Source organism: Paenibacillus oenotherae (assembly GCF_019443105.1).
In the GTDB taxonomy this organism is placed as follows: domain Bacteria; phylum Bacillota; class Bacilli; order Paenibacillales; family Paenibacillaceae; genus Paenibacillus_Z; species Paenibacillus_Z oenotherae.
Genome location: NZ_JAHZIJ010000009.1, coordinates 100,569 through 113,979 on the forward strand (window position 1 = coordinate 100,569; position 13,411 = coordinate 113,979).

Sequence of the window (13,411 nt, forward strand, 5' to 3'; positions counted from 1 at the left end):
TTATATTATGACGTTAGTGCGTCCCCACATGTGCTTTCACGGATGCAGTGACAGATTCTATATATCACTCCCGTTAACAGAAGCCCATTGATACATAGGGATAAATTTAGAAGTATTTGCGTTCCAGCTTAACGGGGTTTGCAAATACCCCAGCGTATCTGCATTATACAAGCCAATCACACGTTGGAAAGGCCATAATTCATATATGCGGTCCCCTTGCAGGTCGATCGGATAAGCCCCGCCTACGCCCATGACGCTGCCTTCAACTGGTTTTTTCAACTTCCCGTTCGCATCATACAATTCAGACAAGTACGATGGGTCGCGCTTGCTGATGTCCAGAAGGTATTCCTTCTGCAAGGATCGATTGACGATTCGAACCCTGTAGTTGTCCTCATAGAAAACAGAGGCGTCGCTGTATGTTTCGTAGAACCACTCATTGTTATAGAGCTCGCGAAACATGTTGCGCATAAAGGAATAAATGTAGTTGTAAGTAAAGCCGCCGCTACCGCCAGAGTCGATACTCACAAGAATATTATCCACGCGATCTCCCGTAAAGTCACCTAAGAAAAGGCGCGCGTTATAGCCTGCATTGTTCTTCAGTTGGCTCGTGTATCTTGCACCGCTGCGTCCATCCACAACGACTAGTTGTATATTCTGGACAAAGGAGCTGTTCGTGTCTCCTGTAGGATTACCTGTCAAATAAACTTGGTCTGGCGTTCGATCCCCGTTTACATCCCCCAACTTCACATCCAATACGACTGTGCCGTTTCTGATCATGCCGTGACTTCCCCAAATATGTGCATGGGCCATAATGAATCCACCTCTTTCGCATTTGCCAGCCATAGCATCTTATGCAATAGCCCAGTTGAAGGTTTCATCTAAAATGTCGCCTATTGAGAGCAAATCCGCAATTCGTCGCCGCGCAAGCTCCATCTTCCTTCAATTGATATGCGACATATATTCATACGCTGTAGTTCCATATACGCAATGGGTTAAATCAACAAAACCACAAGCAGCGACTGCAGAATAAATATCTCTGCTTTGTTCGATTAACTGTTTTGCACATTTTGCAGTTCAGAAAGATAGCCTTTTACCTTCTCCAAGTGTGGTACGAAGGCAGCGTGATAAAGAAAGAAGCCTGCGAATGTGCATGAATTTCGTTTACAAGAGCCCTTAATGGTAAAATCCCTGCAATGGTGCATGAATTCGAGGAAAAATTGGACGCTATCGGAAATGAGGGTAAAATGCCTGCACTCTGGCAGCAATATCACCTTTATCAGGGCAGAAACGAAAATATAAATGCCGTTTCGCATGCTCGCATCTCTCATGCCATAATTGCACAATATGCATCGTTTCTCTAAGTGCATTATTGCACATTGGGCAATCATATGATAAGGTAGACCCATGCAGAATGCCATCCTGATGAATGGAGGTGAGTGTCAAGATATGAATAAACCAGGCTTGCGTGAATTAAAAAAAGAGGCGACTGTACATGCGCTGGCGGACGCGGCTTTCGAGCTTGCGCTTGAGAAAGGATTGGACGGCTTTGTTGTCGATGATGTAGTGCAGCGCGCGGGGTATTCCCGAAGAACGTTCGCGAACCATTTCTCCTGCAAAGAAGAAGCTGTCGTAATGGCTGCTGTAACTTTCAAGGGTATCGACGAAGCAGAGTTCACCACAGCGGATTTACCCGAAGGCACAACCCCGCTTGACGCCCTGCATCAATGGATGAGGCTGCAGCTTACAACCGATATGCTCCGTAAAATGCGCGTTCTCGTGTCGCTGTCCCAAAGCCATCCAACGCTGGAGCCGTACATTCTCGGCGCATTCCATCAATTGCAAAAGAGTGCCCAGGAGGCGCTAAATGGTTTCTTCCATGGCCGTTATCCAGAAGAATACAGCCACATTCTCGTAGGAGCCGTATATGGAGCTATTCTGCCGATTGTCGACGGCAGCATAGAAGTACAGCTTCCGGGTGAGCCGGCAGACGAAATGCCCAATGCCGCAACATTTGATCAATATTTGGATACGACGTTCGGCTACCTGCGCAATGGATTCTAGGTTGTCGGATTCACATGTTTAGAGATATAAAGGAGAGGAACCGTCCCGATGTCAAAATTATTGTACAGAATAGGAAAAACTGCCTTTGACAAGCCATGGGCCTTCATTGCTGGTTGGATCGTGATCGTTGGAATCGTCATCGCGATGATTGGCAGTAACGGTATTCACACAAGCTCTGAGATGAAGATCGAAGGCACCGAGTCGCAGAAGGTATTGGACAAACTGGAGCAGGAGCTGCCGGAAGCGTCCGGCGGTCAAGGAAGTGTGGTGTTCACGGCACCTGAAGGGGAGCAGCTCAATACCCCCGAACGATTGGCCGCAATCACCAAAGCGATTAACAGCGTGTACGAACTCGACTACGTAATCAACCCTGCGGAACTCGCCGCTGCCGCTGCTGCGAACGGCGCATCCCCATCCGGAGAGACTTCACAAGGCGATCAGACAGCGCAAGCAGGCAATGGTCAGGCCGGGAATCAAGCTGCTGCAGAAGCCGCCAAGGCAGAAATGCCGCCATACGGCCCGCTTCTCGTGGACGGGATGCCCGTACCGGGCATGCTGATTGCAACCAACGGCAGCGTGGCCCTGTTCCAATTTCAGTTCACGGTCCAGCAAAACTCGCTGCCTGCAGGCGTCACGGATTCGGTCGTCGAGGCAGTCACCAAAGCGGAGAATGGCACCGGCATTACGGTTCTGCCGAGCGACTCTCTGAAGTCGCCGGAAATTCCGATCGGGAGCAATGAGGTTATCGGATTGATCATCGCTGCGATTGTTCTGGTCATGACGCTTGGCTCTGTCGTAGCAGCCGGTCTGCCGATTGTAACTGCGCTCTTTGGTGTCGGGATTGGTGTCGGCGGTGCCTTCGCCATCTCGAACTTCGTCACCATGACCTCCTTCACGCCGGTGTTGGCCCTTATGATCGGCCTGGCAGTAGGTATCGATTATGCGCTCTTTATTGTGAACCGCCAGCGACGCCTTATTTTCGACCAGGGGCTGACGGCGCGTGAAGCTGCAAGCAGAGCTGTAGGTACAGCGGGAAGCGCGGTATTCTTCGCCGGATTGACGGTAATTATCGCCCTGTGCGGGCTTCTGGTCATCGGGATTACCTTCCTCAGCATGATGGCGATCGTTGCTGCCGTCACCGTGTTCCTGAGCGTACTCATTGCACTCACACTGCTGCCAGCGATGCTCGGCCTGGTCGGCGAGCGCATCTGTTCCCGCAGAGCGCGAGAGAAGAGCAGTTCAAAGTCGTCGGACACGCAGCATGGCGTTGCGGACGGCTGGGTGAAAGGAATCGTGAAACTCCGTTGGCCCGTAATTATAGCTGTTGTCGCGATCCTCGGGCTAGCTGCGATTCCGGTTGCCGAGATGAAGCTCGGGATGCCTTCCGGCGGTACCGCGAATCTGGATACCGCGCAACGGCAGAGCTACGATGCGATCTCCAGTGGTTTTGGCGAAGGATTCAACGGTCCTCTTCTCATCGTCGCCGAGCCGAAAGATACGGAAGGAACGATCACGCCTCAGGCGCTTGCAGGGATCGTGCAGGATATTCAAAAGGTTGACAACGTGTCGGTCGTATCACCGCTTGGTGTGAACGAAGACGGAAAAATAGCTATCCTGAGCCTGATTCCGAACACGGGACCAACTGATGCGGAGACGAAGAATCTGGTGCAGGATCTGCGGGCGGCCGACTCGGCGATTGCCCGCAATCATAACGTTGCCCTTGGAGTTACAGGGTTCACTGCAATCAACATCGATATGTCGGCCAAGCTGGCAGAGGTCTTTCCACTTTATGTCGGAATCATCGTCATCCTCTCGCTGATCATTCTATTATTGGTCTTCCGGTCCATACTCGTCCCGATTAAGGCAACGGTCGGCTTCCTGCTTAGCGTGCTTGCGACGTTCGGGATCACTACAGCCGTGTTTCAGTGGGGATGGGCTAGCCAAATCTTCGGGGTTGATACCGGCGGCCCGCTTATGAGCTTTATCCCTATCCTGGTTACAGGGATTCTCTACGGCTTGGCGATGGACTACCAAGTCTTCCTCGTCTCCTCCATGCGTGAGTCTTATGTGCATGGGTATAAGGGCAAGCAGAGCGTTATTCATGGATACAACCAGGCCAGCCGTGTCGTAGTGGCCGCCGCTGTCATTATGGTGGCTGTATTCGCAGGATTCATATTCACGCACGACATCATGATCAAGCAGATCGGTTTCGCTCTGGCGATCGGCGTGCTGATCGACGCGTTCATCGTCCGTATGGCGCTTGTTCCAGCCGTCATAGCCATCTTTGGCGACAAGACCTGGTGGCTGCCGCAATGGATGGATCGTCTGCTGCCGAACCTGGACGTCGAAGGCGACAAGCTCATCGCCGAGCTTAATGCCAAGGACGGCGCTAACGCGCACAAGACTCACTAATATAACAAAGAGCGCCGGTAAATACCTGTACCGTTACAGATATTTCCGGCGCTTTTTCTATTGTCATAAAGCAGTGATTACATCACGTTCATTCTTCATATATCCGCAGAGGACGGTCATCCCATATCTGTGCTTCAATATATCGTTCAGGCCCATAACTACCATCCGAATTCCATTCTTGTGGAAATCCTAATCGACGGGTAACATCATATATTTATAAAATATATCGTCTTGGGATCGCATTGTTGAACAAGTCACCATAAGCGAAACTGATCGTCGAAGGATCGAATTGATTAATTGGTATTCTCAGTTCCTTTCCACTCTGATACCATTCTAACAACTATGAACATCGGCCGAAAGGTAGTGCGGGTATGCCCTTAACGGTTTCCTCCTTTCTGTTCAAACATGGTTCTTGCCTTGTTATCAAGTTTCCTACGTATGATCAAATAGTCGAAAGGCGACACTGGAATTTATCTGTCTGGAAGACAGCGCGGAGAAACTAACCAATTCCGATTGGGCACCTCATTTGACTACTGGTTAATAGACGAAAGAGATCTGCTTGTGGGCGCGGTAACATCTGATACTAGTGCTATTACATATTTCTACAAAATATCTCATTGCTATTATTTGTATTAAATTCTACAATAATACTTGTAATATTTTGTATAAATTTTTAATAGGGAGGTTTTGGATTGAGAATTTTATCGAAAAAGAGGTTTGTGTTACTGCTTCTCGTAGTTTTCATGCTGCAGTTGTTTCCCGCTGGTGCCTTCGCGGCTCTCGACGACGATCCCGGACAGGGGCATGCTGCCTTCGATTCGGCGAATCCGCCGAAAGAGAGTACAAGTGTCGCGGATAGCGTGTACGGAAAAGAACTCGGTTCAGCGACGGGCATCATGGCTTTGGCACCCCAAACGATCAGTGCGGAGGATGCAGATATTCTATTGATTCAATCCCGGAATCCATGGGATACGAGTTCTAACGAAGAAGTGTTGAACCAATTGGGATTCACATATCACAAAGTGAGTATCTCTGACGCGATAACGGTTGATTTCGAACCATACAAACTGATCATTGTAGCCAATGATCAAGACGATCAATTCTATCGGAAACTCTCTTCCATTCGAACAAAACTTGAGCTTTATGTCATGAACGGAGGAACACTTCTATACGGCATCAGCGATGCCGGCTGGGGCTACGGAACAAGCGACCTTCTCATTCCAGGTGATGTTCGCCTCCGTCCCGTCGACTATAGCTACTACAATTACATACAAGATTCTGCGCATCCAATAGTAACAGGCGCCCTTACAGATGGGACTGCCCTGACAAACGGAGACTTGTACAACAATTACACCAGTCATCGTTCCTTTGAGACGGATTCCCTCCCTTTCGATACTCGTGTCATTCTGAATGCCGGTAGTGATAGGCCCACATTGGTAGAATATCCAATCGGAGACGGTATCGTCGTTGCTTCCGGTCTTACGTGGGAGTTTAGTTGGGCCTATCGCTCCGGTAATGACGGGTATGGTACATTCGGAAAAAAAGCATTCGACGATCTGATCGTCTATGCTTATAGCATCGCCGGCAATTCCGGCAGCAGCGGCACCACGAGCGGACTGGGAATCGACGATATAGAGAACGGATCTTCCCTTGCAGTTGGAGACCCCGTTAACGTGGCCAATGGTAATTTTTTCATGAAGAAGGAAGACTTAAGTATCGACGGCCCATTCCCGCTGGCGTTCATCAGATTTTATAACACGATTGATGATGGTCAAGGCGGTTTAGGGGCCAAGTGGCATCATAATTTCGAAGTTAAACTGAAAGAAATTAGCAACCGTCGTGTAAGGGTTACCTTCGAGGATGGTCATACAGAGGATTTCATCCACGGCGACGATGGTATCTGGTATGCGATGCCAGGAAAGTATTCCAAAATCGATAGGCTTGCGGACGGAACCTTCGTTATTACAAGCAAAGACGGGCTTACTTATAATTTCGATCCGTCTGGCCACCTTCAATTCTTGGAAGATACCAAGGGAAATCGGGTAGAACTGACTTACGATTCCGGTCGTCTGATCAAGCTGGCAAGCGCGAATGCCTTCATCAGCCTAGAATACGAAGATGGTCTTGTCGTGCGGGCTACAGATTCCACGGGGCGTTCCGTCGAATACGGCTATACGTTGGGATGCCTGACATCGGTTAAGGACGTGGAAGGTCAGACAAGTACCTATGCATGCGACGACAAGAACAGAATCACGACGATTATCGACTCCGCAGGTATCGTCCGAGTTGCCAATATATATGACGAGCAAGACCGAGTGACGCATCAGACGCTGGCTGACGGCAGCACTGCCTCATTTGTGTATGATGACACCAATCTAACGACGACATATACCGAGCGCAATGGCGCCATCATGGTATACGTTCGGGACAAGAATAATCGGATTACCGAAAGACGCTACGAGGATGGAACTGAGACGCTAGTCTTCAACGATAAGAACCAGATAACGGCCTTTACCGACAAGAACGGCCATACGTACGCCTATGAGTACGACGAGTACGGTAATGTGATCAAGGAAACGAATCCACTCGGAATTGCGAAGGAGTACGGCTACAACGCTAATCGTAAGCTAACCATGCTTCGCAATCCAGACGGATCAACCTATGAATACACCTATGATGACAAAGGCAACATGCTGACCGCCAAGGACCCACTGGGCAGAGTGCTCGCCATGAATTATAATACCCAAGGGTTGCCGAGCAAGGTGATGTTGCCGACAGGGAAATCCACATCTCTTTCCTATGATGTGAGAGGTAATGTCACGTCGGTTAGCGACCCCGACGGCAATATGACCCGGTACACCTACGATGAACTGAATCGACTATCCGGTGTAATCAAGCCTAACGGAAGCCATACGGAGTACAAATACACTGCTTCCGGCAAGACGACGCAGGTCACTCACCCGGACGGTACATCTTTAACCGCCCGGTATGACTCAAGGGGTCTGAAAGTGGAGGAGTCCGATGAGTCTGGCCGAATCAATAAGTACAAATATGACGATGCCGGACAACTGTCGGCTAAAATCGACGCAACTGGTGGTGTTACGAGTTACGAATACGATTCGATGGGCAATGTGAGAACAATCATCCTGCCGGACGGAAGTAAGACCGTCTATACTTACAATAAGGCGAACCTGTTGGCTTCAGTCACAGACGGCGAAGGGTACACTCATCAATCGGAATACGACGGCAACGGGAATCTCTTGAATGAAATCGATCCGAACGGAAACCAAACTGAATATATATATGACGGGCTGAACAGGCTGATCGGAATTCACCTGCCGAACGGCGCGGAGACGCAATATGAATACCGTTATGATGGCAAATTGACGAAGCTGATAGACGCGTTGAACAATTCCATTTCATACAGTTATGATACGGCAGGTCAGTTGCTTGCCGTTACCGATCAGGCAGGTGCGACGACCTCGTATACGTACGACGCCACGGGAAACGTAGAATCCATAACGAATCCATATGGCGCAAAGACTCGGTATGAGTACAATGGGAACAGTAAAATTACCAAGGTTATTTTACCAGATGCCACTTCCGAGCTTATAGCGTATGATGCCAATGGTAATCTGGTGAAATATACCGGTCCTAATGGTCATATAACAACCTATTCTTACGATCAGCGGGATCGTCTGACCACCATTACTAATGCGGCAGGGAAGCAGAAGAAATTTGAATATTCGCCCACTGGCAAGCTGACGGTGGTTGTCGACGAGAATGGGAACCGCATAAACTACACCTATGATGGACTGGACAGGCTCTCCGAAGTAGTGAGTCCGGAAGGCGGTAAGACGGCCTACGGTTACGATGCTGTCGGGAATTTAATAGAGATCCATCAATATGCCGCCGTAACCCAGAAAACGCTTGCTGACATGAAGAATGGAACAGCAGCCGGTTTTCGTGCGGAGATGAAGGAACTCATAACCAAATATAAATATGACAAGCGAGGATTATTGCTCGAGGAGACAAACCCGGCGCAGAAAATGACGATATACCGTTACGATGCCAACGGTAATCGGATCTCCATGACCGACCGGGACGGCCTAGTCACGAAGTACGGGTACGATGCGGTGAATCATCTGTCCCAAGTTCAATATCAGGACGGGAAAATCGTCGAATACTCATATAACCCGTTAGGGCAAGCCATTTCCATGACGGATTGGAACGGTACAACCAACTACGAGTTAGATGCTGTTGGCCGCGTGAAAAAAGTTACGGATTATCAGGGGCGGGCAATCGGCTACGCTTGGGGCTTACAGGGGGAACAACAAGCCATCGACTATCCGGACGGAAGCCGCGTAAAATACGAATACGATGTGATGGGGCGGCTGTTAAACGTAACGGATGCCAAGAACAAAGTGACCTCCTACGCGTACGATGCAGCAGGAAACATCTCTTCCAAGCTTTTACCGAACGGATTCAAGACCGTCTACGAATACGATGCGTTATCCAGGTTGACCTATTTAAAAGATTACGATAAAACCGGCAATATCGTGAACAGCTATGGTTATGTCTATGACGCTGTTGGAAACAGGCTGACCATGGAACGGAAGAGATCCAATGACCGAATTGGCAAGTTAATCGACGAAACGGAAGGAATAACGCAGTACAAATACGACAAGTTGAATCAATTAATACAAGTACAAAAACCGAGCCGAATGGTGGAGAAATATTTCTACGATACCCTCGGCAACCGCATCCGCAAGGAAAATTGGCTTACCGGCGCATTATTCCAAAGTGCAACGAACTACAAATACGATAATCAGAATAGGTTGACACGTATCGACGGCAAAGACGAGATCGTAACTGGGGCGCTTGTGAACAAGCCCGTTAGCTTGGATTACGACGAACGCGGCAATTTGGTGAAGGCAGTAAGCGGGGGCAAAATCTTATCCCAGTATGAATACGATACAACGAATCGAATGGTCAGTTCGGTCAACAAGTATGGAATTGAGTCCAAATACGAGTACGACGGCGCAGGTCGGCGAATCAAGATGTCCGTCGAGATTCCCAAAGCCCTGATTCCGACCGTAAGCAACTTAGTCAGTAAGGATAATGAGCTGCAAGAGCTTACCAACAATCTATTTGATGGTGTACACTTTAAGAAGGAATATAACTACGTGACGGATGAGACTTCACCGTACAACCGGGTTCTAATGACATATGGCGAGCACAATGAAACTCAGCGTTACACCTACGGTTTTGACGTGCTCAGCGTAGATAACTGGAAAAAACCATTGAATCAATGGCCTACGGATATAGCAGACGCGTTATCCAGCAAATCCAAGCGGACTTATTTCTTGCTGGACGAGATGGGAAGTCCAGCCAAACTGGTAAACGAATCAGGAAAAACCGAGGCTACGTTCGGTTATGATGCCTTTGGACGTCCGCTCCTCGCGTCGCTCTTCAGCGAATTGAAGTTACAGGGCAACATCCACGGCTACACGGGTTATCAATATGACTTGGCTACCGGCCTCTTCTTCGCACAGGCTCGTTACTATATGCCTGAGACGGGCAGGTTCGTCGCAGAGGATACACGTAAAGGATACGTGCAGGAGCCACTAAGCCTGAATCGATATGCTTATGCCTATAATCAACCAATGGCATATAAGGATCAAGATGGCTATGAGCCCGTGACGATCGGAAATATCTATATTGCTGAAGGTACCATTGATGGAGAATCACGGGTTTACGTAGGGTCAACAGCACAAGACCTCAAGAAACGGATCGGCAAACATCATTGGAAGGAATTCCTGATAGCCGAAAGCACGACCGTTCGAACTGTCGAAGTCAAAGCGGAAATGAATGTAGCATCATCCGGAAGAGGAACACTGTTCAGCGCTCGGAACGAAGCGCTCCGCGCTGCAGAACAGAAGATCCTTAATTCGATCGACAACGATAAACTGCTGAATGAGATCCGGGCTGCTACGCCAGAAAATGCAGAGGCTTGGGCGAAGACACATACTGTTGAGACGGGCTCTCCAAAAATATCGCTTAAGGGTGGAATAAAAGTTGGTGCTATTGGCGGCTTCGCACTTCTAGATGCCATCAACATCTATCGAGAAATCAACATGTCCGAGTATGTGTACGCCCCTTACATTCTGCAGGACGAAGGCGGTTTGTTCAAATTATCGGAGGAACAAGCACATTGGTTCGCCCATCATTACCGCTGGAAGGTCTATGTAACTGGAGCGCTTGCGGGTCAGAAAATAGAAGTCACCAAAGAGGAATTCAACTTTTGGAGGTGGGAAGGGGAATCACTGTGGGGAACGGTTGATTTATGGGGCAATTTCGTACCGGGTCTCCTTCGTCCCGAACTGGAAGTCGCTTGTATGTTCTAAAGAAAGTGAGGTTTGGCCTATGGTCATTTTCGAGAGCAAGGAAATCAACTTAGAAGAAACGAATTATCGAGAGCTCATCGCCATCGATGAAGGCGTAAACGCCATCAATCTGCATAACGATTCTGGTGTACACATAGACGGGGATTCCTTGGCGGAGCACCTGGCCCATGTGGAAGGGATCGAGGGTATCCAGTCTTTGTCTGTCAAGTTCTCTTCAAAACTCTTGGACGTAAAAGTCATAAGGGGGTTGCCAGGCTTAACGCGTCTCCATGTCAACGGACACCGGATTCAAACCTTAGATGGTCTGGAATCATTTCGCTCAGGTCAGCACCTTGACATCGTGACGGGATCGAATCGTAAACGTCGAATCGCGAATATCGCACAGGCGCCAATCAACAATTTGACGCTTGAATATGCGCGCGTAGAGGATTTCATGGACATCGGTCTCAGCACGACGATACGCAAGCTGCAGCTTTCAGGAAGTCCAAGCCCAGACTTTCAAGATTGGAGCAGCGTCCCTCTGGAATCGCTCTTCTTCTCGAAAGGTAAGTTTAGCGAGCTACTCGACACAGGGCACGTGCAGAGTTTGGAAAAGTTAACTCTGATCGGCTGTCGCAACCTCGAAAGATTCGTAGGCGACCATAGCGGAATCAACAAGCTCCTGGTTGACAATTGCAAGCGGCTAGACGTGCGTACGGTAGCTGCATTTCGGCGCTTAGAATCCTTAACACTCAATGGAAGTTCGCAACGACTGTCGCTTACTGATTTCGTAGTGAATGAACAGCTTCAAAGCCTTAATTTGCTTAATTGCGAGGTCGACGTCAATATTGACGACCTCAAAAGCTTTCTGCCGAGATTGGAGAAGCTCCATATATCGAAATTAAAAAAAGAGCAGATTCTCAGTCTTCGCGAGCAGAATCCAAGCGTGGCAATCAACATGGGGCTATGAAATTTGAATGGGAAGCCGGCGCCGGTATGAGTAATCTTCACCCTGTTAAAGTAGACAGTATCTAAACTGAAAGTCGCAGAGCGTTATTCATGGATACAACCAGGCCAGCCGTGTCGTAGTTGCCGCCGCTGTCATTATGGTGGCTGTATTCGCCGGATTCATATTCACGCACGACAGCATGATCAAGCAGATCGGTTTCGCTCTGGCGATCGGCGTGCTGATCGATGCGTTCATCGTCCGTATGGCGCTTGTTCCAGCCGTCATAGCCATCTTTGGCGACAAGACCTGATGGCTGCCGCAATGGATGGATCGTCTGCTGCCGAACCTGGACGTCGAAGGCGACAAGCTCATCGCCGAGCTTAATGCCAAGGACGGCGCTAACGCGCACAAGACTCACTAATATAACAAAGAGCGCCGGTAAATACCTGTACCGTTACAGATATTTCCGGCGCTTTTTCTATTAAAAATCCATCCAGAAAAACTGAGAGACAGCAAGAACGAGCCCAATGGCATTCGCGACGATAAAAAACCACTTTTTGGCCCTTCGGCTTATTGGCTCTAGCCCTGTTAACAAAGTCCAAACCACAATTCCGTTTAATACAACCATAATAATGAGAGCGAACCACCAATTAGCCGCCATTATGATCTCATCCTCTCCTGACCAAGCTGCCTATTTTTTGGAATATATCTTTTAAAATTACGTTAATTCCCTTTTCTTTGTCAAGCTCTAGAATCAACCCCCTATCCCGCAAAAAAAAAACACCTTCAAGAACCCGCACTATCGTAACGCATTACTCCCCGGCGAAAAATCCATACCGCGGCCGCGAACAGAGCGGCACCAACCGCCAGCGAGCTGTAGCTGTACAGGTGCGATAGCTCGGAGCTTCCGGCATGATCCTTCCCGAAAAAAGCCGCCGCCGGATAGTAATTGACGAAAGCATATGGAATCACAAATGTCAGCAGCAGCTGAATCGATCTCCCATATATGCTGATAGGATAATTAATGAAATTCCGAATCGCATAGATCGAGATATCGACGACGGTCCCCGACCGTACGACCCAGAAGGCACTGGAAGCCGCAGTAATGATAATGCCTGCTTGAATGAGCGTTCCGCCCAGGACGCAGAGAAGCAAGAACGCGATATTTCCGGTCGTCCAGTGGATCTCAAGCTGAATGGTGCATAGAACCATAACTGTTCCCGCTACAATGATGTGTCCAATGAACGTATGCTGAAACTGCCGGAACACGAGCAGCTTCAACGGATCAAGCGGGCGGACTAGAAATTGATCGAACTCCCCGGAACGAACCAAATGCTCCAGTTGTTTCATTGGTCCCCAGAAGAACAACGAACTGGTTGCATAGGTCAGCAAATTCAGATTGTACAGGAAGACCACTTCCCAATAATTCCATCCGTTCATCGTGGGGAAAGTGTTGAACAACACCCAGAAGCTCAAGTAAAGCGTAACGAAGGTCATCATATTAACGAATATATCCCCGAAGAAGGAGAACCTGTACTCCAGCTGTGTTTTCATATACGTTCGCAGAAAGCGCCCGTACAATCGGAATGGGTGTGGCATCTTG

General features: G+C 48.9%; 8 protein-coding genes and 1 pseudogene. 4 read left to right on the forward strand and 5 right to left on the reverse strand.

Translation table 11 applies throughout. The features are described 5' to 3' along the window. Positions 1 to 57: 57 nt before the first annotated feature. Both K0T92_RS14175 and K0T92_RS25045 read right to left on the reverse strand, forming a co-directional pair. Positions 58 to 810 (reverse strand): VCBS repeat-containing protein, encoded by a 753-nt coding sequence (locus tag K0T92_RS14175; RefSeq protein WP_219873130.1) that lies wholly within the window; start codon positions 808 to 810, stop codon positions 58 to 60. 129 nt (positions 811 to 939) lie between these two features. After that, positions 940 to 1,062 (reverse strand): annotated as a pseudogene (locus K0T92_RS25045) (AraC family transcriptional regulator); the annotation flags it as partial. A gap of 384 nt (positions 1,063 to 1,446) precedes the next feature. On the opposite strand from K0T92_RS25045, the gene K0T92_RS14180 reads away from it, so the two are divergent. The 4 genes from K0T92_RS14180 to K0T92_RS14195 all read left to right on the forward strand — a co-directional run bounded on the left by K0T92_RS14180 (position 1,447) and on the right by K0T92_RS14195 (position 11,829). Next, positions 1,447 to 2,061 (forward strand): TetR/AcrR family transcriptional regulator, encoded by a 615-nt coding sequence (locus tag K0T92_RS14180; RefSeq protein ID WP_219873131.1) that lies wholly within the window; start codon positions 1,447 to 1,449, stop codon positions 2,059 to 2,061. Positions 2,062 to 2,109: 48 nt separating this feature from the next. After that, on the forward strand, positions 2,110 to 4,473 hold the full coding sequence (locus K0T92_RS14185) for an MMPL family transporter (protein ID WP_219873132.1): 2,364 nt from the start codon (positions 2,110 to 2,112) through the stop codon (positions 4,471 to 4,473). Positions 4,474 to 5,165: 692 nt separating this feature from the next. Further along, the gene (locus K0T92_RS14190; RefSeq protein WP_219873133.1) at positions 5,166 to 10,880 is read left to right on the forward strand and encodes a DUF6531 domain-containing protein; all 5,715 of its coding nucleotides are present in this window, start codon (positions 5,166 to 5,168) and stop codon (positions 10,878 to 10,880) included. Positions 10,881 to 10,899: 19 nt separating this feature from the next. Then, positions 10,900 to 11,829 carry a hypothetical protein gene (locus K0T92_RS14195; RefSeq protein WP_219873134.1) on the forward strand — a complete coding sequence of 310 codons (930 nt, stop codon included), beginning with the start codon at positions 10,900 to 10,902 and terminating at the stop codon, positions 11,827 to 11,829. Between the two features lie 61 nt (positions 11,830 to 11,890). Here K0T92_RS14195 and K0T92_RS25660 read toward each other — a convergent pair whose 3' ends face one another. The 3 genes from K0T92_RS25660 to K0T92_RS14210 all read right to left on the reverse strand — a co-directional run bounded on the left by K0T92_RS25660 (position 11,891) and on the right by K0T92_RS14210 (position 13,407). Continuing rightward, a complete protein-coding gene (locus K0T92_RS25660) occupies positions 11,891 to 12,226 on the reverse strand; it encodes a hypothetical protein (RefSeq protein ID WP_425517657.1) in 336 nt (111 codons plus the stop codon). Between the two features lie 63 nt (positions 12,227 to 12,289). Next, positions 12,290 to 12,469, reverse strand: a complete 180-nt coding sequence (locus K0T92_RS14205) for a hypothetical protein (protein WP_219873135.1) — start codon at positions 12,467 to 12,469, stop codon at positions 12,290 to 12,292. Positions 12,470 to 12,594: 125 nt separating this feature from the next. Further along, positions 12,595 to 13,407: an ABC transporter permease gene (locus K0T92_RS14210; protein WP_219873136.1), complete on the reverse strand. Its 813-nt coding sequence runs from the start codon at positions 13,405 to 13,407 to the stop codon at positions 12,595 to 12,597. Positions 13,408 to 13,411 lie beyond the last annotated feature (4 nt).